General features: G+C 63.7%; 22 protein-coding genes. 10 read left to right on the forward strand and 12 right to left on the reverse strand.

Going from position 1 to position 15,428, the window contains the following annotated elements:
- Positions 1–114 precede the first annotated feature (114 nt).
- The 6 genes from ACYCFC_RS02945 to ACYCFC_RS02970 all read right to left on the reverse strand — a co-directional run bounded on the left by ACYCFC_RS02945 (position 115) and on the right by ACYCFC_RS02970 (position 3,159).
- Complete coding sequence (locus ACYCFC_RS02945) at positions 115–1,170, reverse strand: reverse transcriptase domain-containing protein (RefSeq protein ID WP_459653100.1); 1,056 nt, start codon at positions 1,168–1,170, stop codon at positions 115–117.
- A gap of 15 nt (positions 1,171–1,185) precedes the next feature.
- Positions 1,186–1,449 carry a hypothetical protein gene (locus ACYCFC_RS02950; RefSeq protein ID WP_459653101.1) on the reverse strand — a complete coding sequence of 88 codons (264 nt, stop codon included), beginning with the start codon at positions 1,447–1,449 and terminating at the stop codon, positions 1,186–1,188.
- Between the two features lie 12 nt (positions 1,450–1,461).
- Positions 1,462–1,815: a diversity-generating retroelement protein Avd gene (gene avd, locus ACYCFC_RS02955; protein ID WP_459653102.1), complete on the reverse strand. Its 354-nt coding sequence runs from the start codon at positions 1,813–1,815 to the stop codon at positions 1,462–1,464.
- Positions 1,812–2,120, reverse strand: a complete 309-nt coding sequence (locus ACYCFC_RS02960) for a hypothetical protein (RefSeq protein WP_459653103.1) — start codon at positions 2,118–2,120, stop codon at positions 1,812–1,814. The genes avd and ACYCFC_RS02960 overlap by 4 nt, the downstream gene beginning before the upstream one ends.
- Entirely contained in the window at positions 2,114–2,686 is a 573-nt protein-coding gene (locus tag ACYCFC_RS02965) for a hypothetical protein (protein ID WP_459653104.1), read from the reverse strand. Before ACYCFC_RS02965 ends, ACYCFC_RS02960 begins: the two co-directional genes overlap by 7 nt.
- 71 nt (positions 2,687–2,757) lie before the next feature.
- Positions 2,758–3,159: a hypothetical protein gene (locus ACYCFC_RS02970; protein ID WP_459653105.1), complete on the reverse strand. Its 402-nt coding sequence runs from the start codon at positions 3,157–3,159 to the stop codon at positions 2,758–2,760.
- Here ACYCFC_RS02970 and ACYCFC_RS02975 point away from each other — a divergent pair.
- The 10 genes from ACYCFC_RS02975 to ACYCFC_RS03020 are packed head-to-tail and all read left to right on the forward strand — an operon-like array spanning position 3,139 to position 8,434.
- Positions 3,139–3,795, forward strand: a complete 657-nt coding sequence (locus ACYCFC_RS02975) for a hypothetical protein (protein ID WP_459653106.1) — start codon at positions 3,139–3,141, stop codon at positions 3,793–3,795. The two genes, ACYCFC_RS02970 and ACYCFC_RS02975, sit on opposite strands and share 21 nt — an antisense overlap.
- Before the next feature lie 9 nt (positions 3,796–3,804).
- Complete coding sequence (locus tag ACYCFC_RS02980) at positions 3,805–5,052, forward strand: ExeA family protein (protein WP_459653107.1); 1,248 nt, start codon at positions 3,805–3,807, stop codon at positions 5,050–5,052.
- Between the two features lie 3 nt (positions 5,053–5,055).
- Positions 5,056–5,211 (forward strand): hypothetical protein, encoded by a 156-nt coding sequence (locus ACYCFC_RS02985; protein WP_459653108.1) that lies wholly within the window; start codon positions 5,056–5,058, stop codon positions 5,209–5,211.
- The gene (locus tag ACYCFC_RS02990; RefSeq protein WP_459653109.1) at positions 5,211–5,495 is read left to right on the forward strand and encodes a hypothetical protein; all 285 of its coding nucleotides are present in this window, start codon (positions 5,211–5,213) and stop codon (positions 5,493–5,495) included. Before ACYCFC_RS02985 ends, ACYCFC_RS02990 begins: the two co-directional genes overlap by 1 nt.
- Positions 5,488–5,757: an Arc family DNA-binding protein gene (locus ACYCFC_RS02995; RefSeq protein ID WP_459653110.1), complete on the forward strand. Its 270-nt coding sequence runs from the start codon at positions 5,488–5,490 to the stop codon at positions 5,755–5,757. Before ACYCFC_RS02990 ends, ACYCFC_RS02995 begins: the two co-directional genes overlap by 8 nt.
- Positions 5,750–6,376 (forward strand): DUF3164 family protein, encoded by a 627-nt coding sequence (locus ACYCFC_RS03000; protein WP_459653111.1) that lies wholly within the window; start codon positions 5,750–5,752, stop codon positions 6,374–6,376. Before ACYCFC_RS02995 ends, ACYCFC_RS03000 begins: the two co-directional genes overlap by 8 nt.
- 1 nt (position 6,377) lies before the next feature.
- Positions 6,378–7,085 (forward strand): DUF2786 domain-containing protein, encoded by a 708-nt coding sequence (locus ACYCFC_RS03005; RefSeq protein WP_459653112.1) that lies wholly within the window; start codon positions 6,378–6,380, stop codon positions 7,083–7,085.
- Between the two features lie 4 nt (positions 7,086–7,089).
- Positions 7,090–7,647 carry a hypothetical protein gene (locus tag ACYCFC_RS03010; RefSeq protein ID WP_459653113.1) on the forward strand — a complete coding sequence of 186 codons (558 nt, stop codon included), beginning with the start codon at positions 7,090–7,092 and terminating at the stop codon, positions 7,645–7,647.
- Positions 7,644–8,069: a gp16 family protein gene (locus tag ACYCFC_RS03015; RefSeq protein ID WP_459653114.1), complete on the forward strand. Its 426-nt coding sequence runs from the start codon at positions 7,644–7,646 to the stop codon at positions 8,067–8,069. Before ACYCFC_RS03010 ends, ACYCFC_RS03015 begins: the two co-directional genes overlap by 4 nt.
- A complete protein-coding gene (locus ACYCFC_RS03020; protein WP_459653115.1) occupies positions 8,066–8,434 on the forward strand; it encodes a Mor transcription activator family protein in 369 nt (122 codons plus the stop codon). Before ACYCFC_RS03015 ends, ACYCFC_RS03020 begins: the two co-directional genes overlap by 4 nt.
- Before the next feature lie 368 nt (positions 8,435–8,802).
- On the opposite strand, the gene ACYCFC_RS03025 is transcribed toward ACYCFC_RS03020, so the two are convergent.
- From ACYCFC_RS03025 to ACYCFC_RS03050, 6 genes are read right to left on the reverse strand one after another with little or no spacing between them, the layout of a single operon-like run.
- Positions 8,803–11,670: a conjugative transfer ATPase gene (locus ACYCFC_RS03025; RefSeq protein WP_301636674.1), complete on the reverse strand. Its 2,868-nt coding sequence runs from the start codon at positions 11,668–11,670 to the stop codon at positions 8,803–8,805.
- On the reverse strand, positions 11,670–12,089 hold the full coding sequence (locus tag ACYCFC_RS03030; RefSeq protein WP_181067684.1) for a TIGR03751 family conjugal transfer lipoprotein: 420 nt from the start codon (positions 12,087–12,089) through the stop codon (positions 11,670–11,672). Before ACYCFC_RS03030 ends, ACYCFC_RS03025 begins: the two co-directional genes overlap by 1 nt.
- Complete coding sequence (locus ACYCFC_RS03035) at positions 12,070–13,494, reverse strand: TIGR03752 family integrating conjugative element protein (protein WP_301636675.1); 1,425 nt, start codon at positions 13,492–13,494, stop codon at positions 12,070–12,072. Before ACYCFC_RS03035 ends, ACYCFC_RS03030 begins: the two co-directional genes overlap by 20 nt.
- Positions 13,494–14,354, reverse strand: coding sequence for a TIGR03749 family integrating conjugative element protein (locus tag ACYCFC_RS03040; protein WP_301584446.1), 861 nt, complete (start codon positions 14,352–14,354; stop codon positions 13,494–13,496). The genes ACYCFC_RS03035 and ACYCFC_RS03040 overlap by 1 nt, the downstream gene beginning before the upstream one ends.
- The gene (locus ACYCFC_RS03045; protein WP_181067687.1) at positions 14,351–15,022 is read right to left on the reverse strand and encodes a PFL_4703 family integrating conjugative element protein; all 672 of its coding nucleotides are present in this window, start codon (positions 15,020–15,022) and stop codon (positions 14,351–14,353) included. The genes ACYCFC_RS03040 and ACYCFC_RS03045 overlap by 4 nt, the downstream gene beginning before the upstream one ends.
- Positions 15,019–15,414 carry a TIGR03750 family conjugal transfer protein gene (locus ACYCFC_RS03050; protein WP_153375564.1) on the reverse strand — a complete coding sequence of 132 codons (396 nt, stop codon included), beginning with the start codon at positions 15,412–15,414 and terminating at the stop codon, positions 15,019–15,021. Before ACYCFC_RS03050 ends, ACYCFC_RS03045 begins: the two co-directional genes overlap by 4 nt.
- Positions 15,415–15,428 lie beyond the last annotated feature (14 nt).

Consider the following 15,428-nt stretch of genomic DNA (forward strand, 5'->3'; position numbering starts at 1 on the left):
CAACGTCAGTTGAGCGCAGCATGGCTCTGAGCACGTGACGCCGCGCGCGAAAATTCGCGCTGACCGAGTGCAATAACTCAGATCAGCGCACGTTGCAACGGATGCAACGATATCTCAAGGGGCGATAGTCTGCCGCGCCGACTCCGACCTCACTAGACGCAAGTCGCCCAATACTCCTTCCACCGTCCTTCTCGCCTGGCAGTGCTTGCTGTATGCCAGGAAGCTGCTCACCCGCTGCCGGACATGCTCCTGATCAACATCACCCCTGGCGTACTGCGCAGCCAGCTGCCGGAACGATGCTTTAGCGCGTTTGATGTTGCGTTTGCGCGGCAGGATGTGGGTGGGCCAGATGCGGTAGCCGCAGAAGTCGAGACCGCGCTGCCAGGGATGGATCGCGGTCTTGGGGTTCATCGCCAGGCATAGGCTGTTGGCCGTAGCGGACAGCGCGCGCATGGCCTCGGCGGCAGCAGCCTTGTTCGGCAGCACGGCGATGAAGTCATCCATGTAGCGCACGTAGTACTTGATGCCCAGTTGATCCTTGGCGACGTGATCGAGGTGGTTCAGCAGGACGTTGGCGCCGAGCTGGCTGGTCAGTGCGCCGACCGGCAAGCCGATGCCAGCTTCGTGGCCGTAGCCTGCGATGATCTGGCGCCATAGCCAGAGGGCGTCGGGGTCGCGCACGGTGCGCTCGATCTCGCGCAGCAGCGCGGCGTGGCGGATGCTGGCGAAGAACTTGCTGATATCGGCCTTGAGCACGTAGCAGCCGGGGCCGTGGTTGCGCTTGGCTACGCGCAGGAAGTGTTGCGCGCGGGCGACAGCCGCTTGGGTGCCTTTGCCGACGCGACAGGCGTAGGAGTCATGGATGAATTTGCGCTCGAACAGCGGCTCGACCACGCGAACAAGGGCGTGATGAATGACGCGATCGGCGAAGGGCGGCGCCTGAATCAGCCGCAGCTTAGGCTCCTTTACAACGAATTCGCGCTGTTTGCCGGGTCGCCAGCTCTTCCACAGCAGGTGATTCTGCAGGTTGACCAGATTCTCCTCAACGTTGGCAGAGAAGCGCAGCACCGAGCCGCGCTCGCGCTTGCCGCGCCGGGCTTCCAGGTAGGCGGCGTAAAGATTCTCGAAACTGGTGATCTGGCCCCATAGGCCAGCGGTTGTAACAGGCACAGCAGAAACCTTACCTCATGCGAGGGATAGGGCGGGCGCCGCCACGTTGGCCGGGGCTACTAGCCGCGACGCCCTGTAAATCTTTGACAACATGGTCTGGACAATGGCCCCAAAGGAAACGCGCTGGACGCTGGCCCGTGAGCCTGGCGCCTGCTGGCGATAGTCGTTTGCGAGGCGGCCGCCGATGTTCGCGTTCGCGTTCGACGCGGCGTTGTTGACGTTCAGATAGAACAGGCCGGCGTTCGAGCCGTTGCCGTAGTTGCCACCGTAATAAGCCATTGCCCAATGTTGCTATTTGCGTGTTGCGGCGCCCTCGTGCTTGATCCAGGCGCCGACGATGCGGCCGATCTCGTTGATGTGGCGCATCCAGATATCCAGCCGGCGGGTGTTGATGTAGCTCAGGCGGTGCGCCTTTCGGACAAGCCCGCGGCAAACCTCCAGTTCGACGTCCAAGTCGAACAGCGCGGCGGTCTTCTGCTTGCGCTTCCAGGCGACCACCGTCAGCCGCAGCAGACGGTTGGTGGTGGCGCGCAGGTCGGCGCAGAGCAGGTGCCGCTCCAGTTTCGGGAACTGGTGCAGCACGGTGTGCGTGTAGGCGTCCAGCTCCTCGAGCTTGGTCAGCAGGACCAGGTGCGCATCACTCACGGCAGCGGCTTCCCCTCGTCGTGCTCGATGCTTCGTTCGCAGTGGCCAGGGTCGAGCTTGTCGAGCAGCTTGCAGAGCACGCAGCCCCACCGCTCGCCGCCTTTCGCGGCCTTGGCGGCGCGCGAGCTGATGGTCTCGTCCTCGTCGCCGCCGAACGCGGCGTTGGCCAGCTGGTCGTGCGCGATGGCGAGTTTCCAGGCGCGGTCGCTGCCGGCCAGTACGGCCAGCAGCATCCAGGCGCTGGCGACGATGCCCGCCAGGGCGCAGAGCAGCCAGAGGCCGATCATGCGCAGGCGCTTCACCATGTGATGGCCTCCAGTTCGGGCAGCGTAGTGGCGGCCTCGATCTGATCTTCTGCGGCCTGGCGGCGGCCGATCAGTGCGCCGCTGTGCTCGGCGTAGGCCTGCATCTTGGCCGTGACGCGGCCAGCCAGGTCGATGACGGTCAGCCCACGGGCGGCGGCGATGGCATCGAGCAGCGGCACGGGGGTATCGGCATCGAGCGCCAGGGCTTCGGCTTCCTTGACTTGCTGCGGCCAGCTCTTGACCTCGCCCTCGGGGTACGGCGCCGCCAGGGCGGCGAGCGAGGCCTCGCAGTGCTGGTTGATCTCAGCTAGCTTGCGGGCCTTGGCGTCGCGCAGCGCTTCGGTCTCGGCGGCGGGGTATTCCAGGGCGCCCAAGTATTCGGCCTGCTGCGGATCGCAGGCGGGGATCTCGCCGGGCTGGCCCGGCTGATCAATCGCAACGAACAGGCCGTTTTCGCGGTACTCGGCAGGCACGCGCCAGGCGCGCACCGCCGCATCGGTGCCCAGCAGCGGCAGGTTGACGCTGACAGCGCCCACGATCAGCACGGCGTTTTCGATCTTCATCATTTTGCAAAACTCCTAAAGGGGCGCCCGCTCGGCGGGCTGGCCCCGTTACATGACCCAGGTGACAGGATTCATCACACCTTTGCGAGGCGGCCGCCGATGCTCGCGTACGCGTGCGACGCGGCGTGGCTGACGTACAGATAGAACAGGCCGGCGTTCGAGCCGTAGCCGTAGTAGCCACCGTGATACGCCACGCAGCTGGGGTTCGCGTAGCTGTAGTCAGCGGTGGTGCCGTTGGCCTCGGTGGTGTCGGTGGTGGCTGGCACGAACAGCGGGCCGAGGTCGTGATCAGTACCGGCATTGGCCGACAGGCTGACAGTCCAGCCGTTGGCCGGGGCGGTGGCGCCGGTGTTGATGTAGCTCTTGTTGCCGTGCTTGTCCCAGATCTCGTAGCGCTTCGACGCATCGGTGCGCAGCCCATCAGCCGCGAGGTGGAGCGGACGGTCGGCGCGGATATGTGCATCAGCTTCAAGCATGTCGATGCCGAGCGCTCGATGCAGTACGACCTGCGCGGGCTGGATGGCATCACGGTGAAATCCAAGGTCAGCGTGCGCGCCCTGGTGTACGGCGACTGCGCGATCCAGATCGAGGCGCCGCGCTATGACGGCGAGATGCTGACCTACCGCGTGGAGCCGGTGCGCGGCTACGACCAGTTTGGCCAACGCCTGGATGCCGCCATACCCGGCCAGGAATACAAGGCGCTGCCGGAGACGGCTATCGAGCAGGCGGCGAAGGCGATGGACGAGCTGGCCTATCCCGAGCAGGACGCAAAGGCGGCACGGGCGAGAAGCGTTACGCCATTCGGTGGCGCGCTGGATGCGCACGGGCACCTCAAGCAGGTCGAGCATCCGACCTACCTGCAGCGCGAAGGCAGCGCCATCGAGACGCCGGAACACCTGCGCAACGATGCGCCGAAGCTCTCGGGCATGCAGGCCATGCTGCGGATCGCGGAGGCCATTGGCCGCGACCTGACCGCGCAGGAGAACACCTGGCTGCGCAACACCTTCAAGGATGGCGTGCCGGAGGACCAGGTCTGCGCATTGATTGAGCAATTCAACCGGCCGGCAGCCGTGCCTGCCGCAACGGGGACAAGCGGCCTGCGGGCTGTGTAGGGGGGCGTCATGCGGGTGATGAAGCTGAAGGGGGTGATGTTGCAGCTGGCCATTTCTCAGAAGGAGATGGCTGAGGCAATTACAAAGGCCGATGGGCAGCCAATCAGCCAATCGGCCATGGCTCAACTGGTCAATCACGACCTGTGGCCAAAAACCCTGGAGCGGGCAGCGCTGGAGCGTCAGATCAAGGCGTTGCTGCAGGCTCGCGGGGCGAATGATGAGCAGGTCCTGGACCTGTTCGATATGGAAGAAACCGATGCAGCAACAGTCTTGGCGGATCGCGCCGCATCGGTACTCAACGATGCCAACAGCAAAGAGAGCAAGCACATGCTACTACGAAAAAACACGCTGACACGCCAGGCCAAGGAGCACTTCCGCCTTCCCTGTGACCCATTCACCGACGAAATGCAGAGTGAGGAAGACGTTTTTCTCTCGGACGACATTCGCTATGTGCGCCAGGCCATCCGGCAGACCGCCAAGCATGGAGGGATGTTGGCGGTGGTTGGGGAGTCCGGTGCCGGTAAATCCACCCTGCGGCAGGATCTGGCGGAGTGGATCATGGCCAACCGCGAGCCGATCACGGTGATTGAGCCGTATGTGCTGGCCAGCTCGGATGACAACGTGAAGGGCAAGCCGCTGAAGAGCCTGGATATCACCTCGGCCATCATCCGCTGCATCGACCCCAGCGTTAAGCCGCGCCGGTCGCAGGAAGATCGCTCGCGCCAGATGCACGAGCTGCTGCTGGCCAGCGCCCAGGCCGGGCGCCGCCACGTGGTGATTATCGAGGAGGCGCATGATCTGCCGATCACCACGCTCAAGCATTTGAAGCGCTTCTATGAGCTGCAGGCCGGCTTCAAGAAGCTGCTGGCCTTCATCCTGATCGGCCAGACCGAGCTGGGCGACAAGCTCTCCGAGTACAACCCCACCGTCCGCGAGGTCGTGCAGCGCTGCGAGCTGGTCAGGCTTAAGCCGCTGGACAACCACATCGAGGCCTACCTCAAGCTCAAGTTCGCCCGCGCAGGCGTGGACAGCTCAGCCGTTTTCGAGCCCAGCGCATTCGATGAAATTCGCAACCGCCTGCGCATGAGCGAGACGACGGGGCGCGGTGCGGCGCGCGAGGTGAAGGTCAAATCGCTGTGCTATCCGCTGGCAGTGAACAACCTGGTTTCCGGTGCGATGAACCTGGCCGTGAAGATCCACGAAGCCAAGATCAGCGGCGAGCTGGTCGCAGCTTCTCTGCGCGCTGAGGAGGTGTGAGTCATGAGCATCACTTCTTTGCAGATTCGTCGAGTCGGCGGGATGTGGCGGGTATGCCAGGGCGAGTGCGTCCTGGCCTTTGCCCGCAGCTACCGCTTTGCCCGTATCCGCGCCGCCGAGCTGGAGGCGCTTCCCAACAATCTGGTGAGGGCTGCGTGATGATCATCGGTTTTACGCTCATCAATCCCGACCCACAGGCCAGCGCCGCCGAGTTGCGCGCCGCTCTGGGAGACGTCAATTCCCAGCTGATCAACATGGCCCAGCGCCTGGACTCGCTCACCCACGTTTCCAGCCAGCTCACCGAGCGCTGCCTGGTGATCGTGGAGGCCCACCTGGCGGGCGATAGCCAACTGGTTACCCAGTGCGTCGATCAGTTGGCGCAGGACTACCTGCGCAATCGGCAGCCGCTCGTGTCGCGTGCCGTGGAGGTGGCTCATGGCTGATTACAAATCCCGCACCGCCGAGAAGTTTGTTATCCGCCTGCCAGACGGTATGCGCAGCCGCATCGCCGACATGGCGCTGGTGAGCCGCCGCAGCATGAACAGCGAGATCATCCAGCGACTGGAGCAATCCTTCGTTGCCGAAAACAGTTCGCAGTCCTTGGAGGAGCAACTCGACGAGCTGCTGCGCCGCGCCGCGCAACTGAGCAACCAGATCCTCGCCGACCGCAATGCAGAGCAACACGGGGAGCAGAGCCATGGCTGAGACCCAGCAAGCCCAAATTCCAGCTGGTTACCGCCAGGACGCCCAGGGACGCTTGATCCCTGAAAGCATGATCAAGCCCATCGACCTGGAGCGCGACAGTCTCGTGCTACATCTGGTTGACCGGGCCAGTGAGTTGAGCAGTGAGCTAGCCGAATTCAAGGCGGTTGCGTTCGGCGACATCAAGGCTTTCATCGAAATGTCCTTCGAGCAGTACGGCGCCAAGCTCGGCGGCAAGAAAGGCAACGTCACGCTGTTTTCGTTCGATGGTCGTTACAAGATCCAACTGGCCGTCCAGGAGAGCATTGTGCTCGATGAGCGCCTGCAGGCTGCGCGCGCCTTGATTGATGAATGCCTTCGTGAATGGACCGAGGGCGCGCGCCCTGAAGTGGTCACCCTTGTCAACGATGCGTTCCGCACGGATATCAAAGGCGAGATTCGCACCGCCAGGGTCTTGGCGCTGCGCCGTCTGGAAATTCAGGACGAGCGCTGGCAGCGCGCAATGCTGGCCATCGGCGAGGCATGCCAGGTGATCGGCTCGAAGAGCTACATCCGCCTCTATGAGCGGGTCGGCGAAACGGACGAATACAAGGCCATCAGCCTTGATGTGGCGGGGGTTTGAGATGAGCCAGGATCGGATTCTCGAAAAGATCAAGAAATGCCTGGAGATGGCAAAGTCGAAGACCGCCAATGCCAACGAAGCGGAGATCGCGCTTCGTCAGGCACGCAAGCTGATGGATGTCTACAGCCTGGAGATGGGGGACGTGCTGGCCTCGATGGCCGGCAAGGTGACCATCGAGGCCGGATCAGACGGAAAGCCGCCTGCTTGGCGCGTGCGCCTGGCTCAGGTCTGCGCTCACGCTTTTGGCACCCGGCTCATCATTTCCTCGACTGTTACACAGCACCTGGAGGTCGTCGGAGCTTTCATCTTCGTAGGCTGCGCGGCAGCCCCAGAGTTGTCTGGCTATGCCTACCAGGTGCTGGAGCGGCAGTTGCAGAAGGCTCGCCGCGACTTCCTGAAGTCTCCGAATAACAAACGCTGCAAGCGCTCGACGAAGGTGGCCCGTGGCGACCACTTCGCCAATGGCTGGATTGATGCGGTGTACCACAAGGTCGATGAGTTTGCCGGCGTAGAGGACAACATCGCCGAGGCCATCGAAGCCTATATGGCGAAGCACTATCCCAACCTGGGCAAAGCGGAACTCAAACGCCGCAAGCTCAAGGCCCGCGACGAAGGCGCTGCCGAGGCCGGCTACCTGGCCGGGAAGTCCGCGCAGCTTCATCAGGCGGTTGGCCATAAGCCGCGCGCGCTGCTGACTGCGGAGGCCTGAAACCGTGCGAATTCAGTGCCCTTGCTGCGGAGAGCAGTACCCTCTGGAGTCGGGTTTCGCGGATGACGAAGGCAAGCGCCTGGCCGCTCAGTTTGCGGAAATGGAGCCGAAGCTTGGCCGGGCTGTGCTGGCGTACCTGCGCCTGTTCAGCCCGGCCAAGCGAGGGCTGCGCACATCGCGGGCAATCAAGCTGATCGAAGAGCTGACGGTGCTTATAAAAGAAGGCAGCGTCACCCGTGATGCACGCACCAGCGAACGCAAGCCGGCCAGCCCGGCGCTGTGGGTTGCTGGCATCGACCAGATGCTGGCTCAACGTGATCGGCTGACACTGCCTCTCGACAACCACCACTACCTCCGGGCTGTGGTGTTCGGGATTGCCAGCGATCCGCAGCTGGCGCGCCAGGCACAGCATGTTGCGCCAGCGAAGGCACACAAGGGGCAAACCCCGCAGCAAATCATCCAGGAGCAGATCGGGCGAATCGAGGGCGATGTAATGCTCAAGATCATCACGAAGGAAGAAGGCGAGCGCCGCCTCGCCGCACTTATGGGAGATCGCGCGTGACAACTGCAAACCGACTGCGCCTGATCAAGCTGATCCACGTTGGCCGCCGGGATCTGGGCATGGACGACGAGACCTATCGTCTGATGCTGGCAGGCATGAAGGGCTTGGGTGGCACCACATCCACTGCCGACCTGAGCATTCCAAATCTGGAGCGGGTTTTGGAACACCTAAAGAAGCGCGGCTTCACGGTTCGTCCAAACAAGCAATCTCGCCCGCTGGCCGACAGCGAGCAGGCCAAGAAAATCCGCTCTCTCTGGCTGCAGCTGCACGACCAAGGCGAAGTGCGCGACCCGTCTGAGGCGGCGCTGGCGACCTTCGTCAAAAACCGAACCAAGGTCGCGGCGCTGCAATGGTTGAATGTCGATCAGGCCAGCCGGGTGATCGAGCATCTTAAAAAGTGGGTGGGGAGGACTGAAAAATGAGCACTATGCGTGGTGGCGACTTGCTAACCGAGGCCGTTGAGCCTATCGCGAAAGCGCTGCAGGAAAGCCTGGGGGTAACCGCCGAGCTGGCTGAGGCGGCGAGCGTGGAGATCACGATGCTCTTCGCCCATCTGTGGGGCGGGCAGGTGGTGTACATACCGAAGGGGGTGAGCGTCCAGGCGTCGAAGCTGCATCAACAGATCTACGATGACTGGACCGGGCGCAACCATAGCGAGGTGGCGGCCAAGCACGGCGTGTCTGTGCAGTACGTCTACCGGGTCGTCAAACGGATGCGCCTGGCCACCATCGCCCGCAACCAACACGACCTGTTCGCCCCGCCCGAGGACGGCAACGAAGACTGCTAACCACCGAGGCAGGGACGCCTCGATCCCCCTTGCGTCTTTCGCAATCCCTTTGCATATTCCATCCCATCAAATCCCGGCCAATTTCGACCAATCCCATATTTATCTGACTTTTCCCTCTGGGATTATCGGGTTCTAACTCAAGCACGACAAAGAATCGGAAACTGATTCGTCCGGTTTAAGTGTCGCTTTAACTGATGCGTCGCAGAGCACGTAGGAATGGCGGGATTCGGCGTTTGGGCCAAGGCGGTTCCGCTCCCAGGATAGCGCCTGGCCGTGAGTTCGGGTGTGCGGGAGGATTTGGTTCCCATCGCTCAATAGTCGGCGAAACGCCGATTACACCTGTACATTTGGTCTAATTTTAGAGTTCTTCAACGGACCTTGCTCAGGATGCTCCAGTCCATCGACAGCGGGGCGATACCGCGCGCCCGGTCAATGTTCTCGGCAATCTCGAGCGCGGCGTCGAGTTCGCTGATGCCATGCTGTTGCATGAGCTGGTAGCGCTCGGCCTTTTCCTCCGGCTCGGTTTGGGCGAGCGCGAGATAGAGGCTGGGGGGCACCGCGCGAAACAATAGCTCCATGCTGCGCGACAGGATAACGCCTTCCGAGAACTTGCCGATCTCCTTTCTGGCAGAGAGCATCAGGGCTTTCTGCGCCGGGGTGAGTTCGCGGAATTTGGCGATTTTCTCCACCTCGTCCGGTGGCATGCCCATACACAACCACCACTCCATCATGTTCAGCATTGGCTCGGCGGCTTTGGGCAGATCGTCCAGGTTCTGCGTTGCCAACCAGAACCAGGCCCCTAGTTTGCGCCACATCTTGGTGATCTTGACGATATAGGGGGCGAGCAATGGGTTCTTGGTGATGATATGCCCCTCGTCGGTGACGTTGATGATCGGGCGGCCCAGGAACTGGTCGCGCTCGGCGATGTTGTTGACGGTGTTGATCAGCGAGATATAGGCGATGGAAAGCTGAGCGTTGTAGCCCTCCCTGGCATAGGTAGCCAGGTCGACGATGGTGATGTCGGCTTCCGGCCAGGGCGTGCCGGGGCGGTCGAACATATCGCCATCGCTGCCCTGGGTGAACATGTCCATGGCATCGGCCATTTCCATCAGCCGTGCACGGCGAACCTCGGGTAAAGTCGTGTCGCGGCTGCGCTCGCGCAGGGCATCGCGAACGTCCCGCGTGAGCACCGCGCGTTGCTCGGCGACACAGCGCTCTGCCGCGTCGAGGATGCATTGGCGAACCAGGCTGCGATCAGCACGCGTCATGCGCGCTTCCTCGCGTTCTTCTCCTCCTGTGATCATTAGGCGGGCGGTGATCTCCAGCTCACCCAGGACGTCGCGCTGCTCATCGCCATCGTTAGCCGCGTCGTCTTCATCCAAGGCATCGGCGTCGAGCGTTTGCACCTGACAGGGCGTTTCCACCAGCCGGTGCGCATCGGCGAACGGGGCGAGGCTGACGCCCGAGGCGGGCGCGAGTTTCACACGATGCACGGTGAGACCCAGCCGCGCGGCGAAATCGCCGTACAGGCCAAAGGAGTTGCCGGCTTCGACGATGAACAGTCTTGGTCGGTAGATCGCGGTAACTTGGTTGAGCAGATTGTTGAGCGTGGCGGACTTGCCGGAGCCGGTAGGGCCGGCAAGAAATAGGTGCGCATTCATTTGCCGGTCGAGGCGATTGAGCGGATCGAAGGTGATGGTGCCGCCGCCGCGGTTGAACAATGTGAGACCGGGGTGGCCGGTGCCCTGGCTGCGCCCCCACAGCGGTGCCAGGTTGGCGGCGTGTTGGGCGAACATCAGCTGGGTGTACCACTGGCGCTTGTCCAGCGCAGGGTCGTAGACGCAGGGCAGCCAGCGCAGATAGGTGTTGAGCGGTGCGACCTCATCTTCTTCGCGTACCGGTTGCAGCCCGGCACCGAGCAGCACGTTGCCAAGTTGCAGGCCGCGTGCGTCCAGTTCCGCCTCGTCGCGGCCGCGCAGGTAAAAGGTGAGTGCGCTTCGGTACAGCTTATGGGCGCTGCCGATCAGGCTGCGGGCCTGTTGCACATCGGCACGGGCCTGTTCCGAGGCCAAGGTGTCGCCCACGGCCTTGCGACCGAGGTGGTTGAGGTGCGCTTCGAGCACATCCTGCGGGGTGATGACCAGCGTCAGGCACTGGATGGTGTCTTCCGGCAGTTGGTCGAACAGCGCGTTGATCGCGTCACCCTTGCGGGTTTCGCCGGTGATATGCCCTGTGGTGGGTGGGCTGCGCAGGCGGTCGACGGCGATGGCGCGGTGTGGCATGCCATCGAAGTACCACTGGCCCAGGGCGGCATCCGAGCGCGGCTGGCCGAAGAACAGCCGTTGTGCGAAATCGGTGCCGCTGGCCAGCTCGATCTCGCCAGGCTCCTGTTCGTCCGGGTAGCGGGTCAGGGCATAGAAGCGCTCCCGGTTTTCGGCGCTGTTACCGAGCTGGGTTGGATGGGGATTGAACCAGCGCAACAGCCAGCCGTGGATATCCGCCGCGCCGAGACGCCGGGCGCGCACGCCAGCATGGGCCAGGCCGCCGACGAGGCGGTCGCAGACCCGATTGAGCGCCTGCTCGGGCGATTGTCCACGACGCTGCGGTGCCTGGCCGACACGGCGATAGACGACCAGCCGCGTGCGCCGAGTCTGCCCGCGCCAGGGCAATTGGGTGACGGTGTTGTCCTCGAACAGCCCGCCAGGCTTGGCGATGGCCTGCAGGTGGTGGCTGAAGAAGCGCAGGTAGAACTCGGTGAAGGCGCTGCCTTGGGCGCGGGGCTGGACGTAGTGGCGCAGCTCATCGAGGTAGCGATCCCAGTTGGTGTCGTCCTGCGCGTAGAGCTGCACGACCCAGGGGTTGTCCTCCAGCTCGTCGAAGGCATCCTGCAGCACGTTTTCCAGCGTGTCACGGACCTGCAGCAGCCAGGTGGGTTCGCGTCCCTCCGTGCCGACCGGGAGCAGCTCGTAGAAGGCCGCCACCGAGGTGCCGTCATCAAGCAGCATGCATTGTGACTGGGGCAGGTACTCGGCCCACGGCAGCAGGTCGGTGAACGAGGGCGCAACATCGTAGAGCGCCTTCTCGTCGGTCTGAGTGGCTGGCCGACGCGAGGCGTGTGCGGTGCCAGGTTCGGCAATGCCGTGGGTGTGCAACTCGGCGACGTGGCGAGCCCAGGCGTCCGCAGGTGGCGCGGGTTCCTCGGCCTGGCGCCGGTGCTTGAACAGGGACCAGGCCATCAGTAATCCTCAACCCGTTCGCCAGGCAGTGCGTACTGCACACGCTGGTACAGGGGGAACAGCGTGGTGTAGCCGGGCACCGGCACCGGGTCGCTGCCAGCCAAGTGCGGGAACACGTACATCAGCAGATCGGGGTTCGGCAGCCGATGGAACTGCCGGTAAATCTCGTTGGCGGCCGTGCGTGTGTAGCGGGCCTGCACAATGGGCGCAGCGTGTACATCGGCCTCGGTCAACGGCCGGCGCAGGGCCTGGCGCGCGTCGAGCAGTTGCCGAGCGGTTCCGCCGCCGGTCTCGACGTTCCAGATATCGAGCATGGTGCTGTCGTCGTGCGGCAGTAGTTCGTCCTTGCTTGTCGCGCAGCCGCCGAGTGTGAGCACGACGGCCAACAGCGTTAGGCTGTTAATCCAGATCTTGCGCATGTGAGCTGCCTCCAAGGCGGTGATCGACGCGGCGTCCTTTCGGGTCGTAGTCGATGGTCAGGGGTTCATCGAGATGCACTGCGACGCGTGCGCCGGGCTTGACGTAGACCGCTGCGAACGCCTGACCATAGAGCTTGTTGACCCAGGCGGACATGTCTTGCACGCCACCAGCAAGGATGCGGCCCATGGCCTCGTTCGCGCCGATGCCTACGGTGCCGATGGAGCCGTCGTTGCTCATGTAGGAGACCTGACCGCTGTCGGAGTCGATCAGCGAGGCGACGCCCGCACCGGCTGCGGTGATCAGGGCTTGCGTGCCCAGGTACTGCTGCGCGTTGCTGCGGCGTTGGCCGCTGACGCAAGGAATGCCGTGCGGGTCGCTGATCCAGCCTATGCCGTCCTGTGGGTCGTTGCCGTTGTTGCCTTGTTGGCGGTGGCCGCCGCGCTCGTCGTCTTTCGGGAGGGTGCGGATAGTGCCGTCCTCGAAGACGAACGTGACCGAACGGATCTGCCCGCGCACGCAGGAGAGGGTCCAGTCGCCCGAGGCGGTGCCGCTGACCACAGCACCGGCAACATCCGGAATATCAATGCCGTTCGCGGTGAGGTTGTCCCGCCCGATCAGAACTTTGAATGGATACGGGTCGCTGACGGTGCCGTCGATCGGTACGCGGCCGATCAGTGCTGTCATGGAGATCGAGCCCATCAGGGTCGAATTGGTCGGCACGGTGTAGACGGCTGTCGTCTCGGGCACACCCGCCGCGCGGCGTCCGGCGTCGACGGCGGAGCTGGCAGTGGTTTCCAGCGTCTTCTGTGCCGGCCCGAAGTGGGTCGGGAAGCCGGGGCTGCTGGCATTGCCGGTGTTGCGCTGCTTGCCGTCGTCGAGTCGGTCCTCCGGCTCGATCCAGCGCAGGGTATCGCCAGCCAGGCCGTCGCTCGTCTCAAGGCCTAGGCCGACCGGTAGATCGGCGGGGTTATCCTTGTCGATGCCATCGAGCCGCTGCTGCAGTTGTTGGAGCAGGCCCTGGGTTTTCTGCCGTTCGCTGCTGACCTGCTGCCGATCCTGATGCAACTGATTGCGTTCGCTGTCGAGCGCGCTCTGGATGCGACGGTCGATGGTGCCTTCGCGTTGCCGCAGCCGTTGGTTCTCTTCGCGCTGGACCTTGTTATCGCTCAGTGCTGTCTGCAACTCGGTGCGTAGTTGACGGACCTGGGCGACTAACGTTGCCACGGTGTCACGTGGGGTGTCGCCTTCGATACCAAGCGCTTTGGCTTCATCGGGCGTGAGCCGGGTAGCTTCTTCCAGTGCACCGGGAACGTCGTTGCCGCCAGAGAACAGCTTGATGCCGAGGAACACCAACAGCAGCGCCAGAGGGATCATCAACCATTTGAGCAGGCCATTGCTGTGCATCAGCGACCTCCGTCATCTTGCGGCACGGGCAGGTTGAGGGAGGCATCGACGGGCGCGATGGTTGGCAGCAGGGCCTGCGCCAGCCCGTGTCCACGGGTGACGAGGTAGACGACGGTGGTGTCGTCCGGTGTGCCGCTCGGCCCCAGCGTCGAATGCTGGAAGGTTGCGGTGAGGAACTGGCCATGCAGCGCGCGCGGGTCCAGGTCGAGCCAGTGCGAGGCGCTGTTGCGCAGGCGCACGGCACTGACCCACAGGTCGTCCAGACGCCATGCCGCGAGCGCCTGGGCCTGTATCGGCAGTGTTGGCAACAGGCTGTCCAGCGGCAGGTCGCGGCGCAGGGTTGCGCGTGTGACGCCCGGCACGGGTTCGACGGTTCGCAGCGGTGCGTAAAGGTTCTGTGCCGCGTAACGGGTGAGGATGACGGGCTGCGGTGTAGCCCGCACGGGCGGGGTCGCTGTGGCACTGCCGTCATCTGCATCGGTTTGAGTGTCGGATGATGCGGCCTCGATGATGCGAACCACCTCCAGAGGTGGCTGGCCCTCCTGCTCGGGTTCGGCGGCGATGTCGAGCAGAATGACGGTACCGGTATCGGCGTCCTGCAGTTGCAGCCGGGTCGGTTCGATTGGCTCGCTCGCCAGCAGGTAGATGGCCCCGGCGGCGCTCTGCACGCGCAGGCGGCTACCGACCGATGCGGGTACGCCGACGCGGACATTGCGCTCGACGAAGACGATGCGCTCCTGGCCAACCACGAGTGGTACGGCCAGCGGCAGTCTTTCCCATCTCAGGAGTTCGGTGGCATGGACGGCGCTGAACAGAACCAGGGCGAGCGCCGCAAGAGCGAGTGGCAATAAGCGGTTCATTGCATGTTTTCCAGGGAGGGGGCGGGCGCCGCCGAATCGACAGGGGTGGCAATGCGCTGCGGCGCGCCCTCGTAGCAGTCAATGGCAAGCCCGAACGGGTTGCGCTGAGGGTCGACGTCGATCCGCAGGACCTTGAGCGGATAGCGCACCAGCGCGCGTTTGACTTGCTCCGAGGCGTAGTATTCGTCTGCCGTGACGTCGAGGCTCACGACCCACTCGCGGGTGGAGACGGTGCGCACGCGCAGCGTCGGGTTGTCGCCGTAGCCGCGGCCCGGAATCTCGTAGATGCCGCGCACGCGCTGCCGCAGCTCTCCAGCATTGCGGCGGTACTCGTAGTCCTGCTGCAGGAACGCCTGGCAGGCGGGCGTTAGGTAGGACGACAGCGCATGCAGGTTGCGCGGGTAGTCCTCGTCGCCATTGGTGGGCCAGCGCTGGAGCTGCTGCCAGACGTAGAAGGTGAAGGCGTAAACGCTCTCAGGCGGCACGTCCCACCATTTACGAGTACTGCCTGAGCGCAGGTCTGGCGGTACATGGATGGTCAGGTCGCGTGGCGCGCTCCACCAGCCGACGCCCATAACCAGCGCCAGTACGACCAGTGCGCTGGCCCCGATGCGCAGGGTCTTGATGTGTGCTTCGAGCCGCAGCACTTCGTTCTTGAACCGGCTCACAGCGCCTTGCTCCGGCGTGTCGTCCAGTAACCGGATCGTATTACCAGTGCGTGGCCATCGGTGAAAGGCGCGAGCTGCGGCAGATTGACCGCGATCCACCACTGCAACTGCCGGTACAACCAGGTTTCGGGGCGGCCGCGTTTGAGCCGGCGCAGCGTGCCGCCACCGATGAAAATGCCAGCGGCGACCGCCAGCAAGATGGCCGTAGGGACGATGGCAATCGTCGCGAACATGAAGGCCAGCGGGATACCGCTCCCGAGTCCGATCATCCCCGATGATCCCGCGCAGACCCACAGTTCATTCGCCGTCAGCCCTCGCACCACCACGGGGTGACGGTTGAGGCGGTGGGGCAGGAACGCCACCGTCCCGTCCGGACGGATGTCTTCAGCCATGTCGGCATTCCTTT

It is taken from the genome of Stutzerimonas sp. NM35 (assembly GCF_054604355.1).

Coding starts and splice junctions, on each gene's coding strand:
- ACYCFC_RS02950 (WP_459653101.1), bottom strand. CDS start 1,449: ATGGCTTATTACGGTGGCAACTACGGCAACGGCTCGAACGCCGGCCTG.
- ACYCFC_RS03030 (WP_181067684.1), bottom strand. CDS start 12,089: ATGCGCAAGATCTGGATTAACAGCCTAACGCTGTTGGCCGTCGTGCTC.
- ACYCFC_RS03020 (WP_459653115.1), top strand. CDS start 8,066: ATGAGCACTATGCGTGGTGGCGACTTGCTAACCGAGGCCGTTGAGCCT.
- ACYCFC_RS03025 (WP_301636674.1), bottom strand. CDS start 11,670: ATGGCCTGGTCCCTGTTCAAGCACCGGCGCCAGGCCGAGGAACCCGCG.
- ACYCFC_RS02985 (WP_459653108.1), top strand. CDS start 5,056: ATGAGCATCACTTCTTTGCAGATTCGTCGAGTCGGCGGGATGTGGCGG.
- ACYCFC_RS02975 (WP_459653106.1), top strand. CDS start 3,139: ATGTGCATCAGCTTCAAGCATGTCGATGCCGAGCGCTCGATGCAGTAC.
- ACYCFC_RS02990 (WP_459653109.1), top strand. CDS start 5,211: ATGATCATCGGTTTTACGCTCATCAATCCCGACCCACAGGCCAGCGCC.
- ACYCFC_RS02980 (WP_459653107.1), top strand. CDS start 3,805: ATGCGGGTGATGAAGCTGAAGGGGGTGATGTTGCAGCTGGCCATTTCT.
- ACYCFC_RS03005 (WP_459653112.1), top strand. CDS start 6,378: ATGAGCCAGGATCGGATTCTCGAAAAGATCAAGAAATGCCTGGAGATG.
- ACYCFC_RS03040 (WP_301584446.1), bottom strand. CDS start 14,354: ATGAACCGCTTATTGCCACTCGCTCTTGCGGCGCTCGCCCTGGTTCTG.
- ACYCFC_RS02995 (WP_459653110.1), top strand. CDS start 5,488: ATGGCTGATTACAAATCCCGCACCGCCGAGAAGTTTGTTATCCGCCTG.
- ACYCFC_RS03000 (WP_459653111.1), top strand. CDS start 5,750: ATGGCTGAGACCCAGCAAGCCCAAATTCCAGCTGGTTACCGCCAGGAC.
- ACYCFC_RS03035 (WP_301636675.1), bottom strand. CDS start 13,494: ATGCACAGCAATGGCCTGCTCAAATGGTTGATGATCCCTCTGGCGCTG.
- ACYCFC_RS02965 (WP_459653104.1), bottom strand. CDS start 2,686: ATGATGAAGATCGAAAACGCCGTGCTGATCGTGGGCGCTGTCAGCGTC.
- ACYCFC_RS02960 (WP_459653103.1), bottom strand. CDS start 2,120: ATGGTGAAGCGCCTGCGCATGATCGGCCTCTGGCTGCTCTGCGCCCTG.
- ACYCFC_RS02970 (WP_459653105.1), bottom strand. CDS start 3,159: ATGCTTGAAGCTGATGCACATATCCGCGCCGACCGTCCGCTCCACCTC.
- ACYCFC_RS03050 (WP_153375564.1), bottom strand. CDS start 15,414: ATGGCTGAAGACATCCGTCCGGACGGGACGGTGGCGTTCCTGCCCCAC.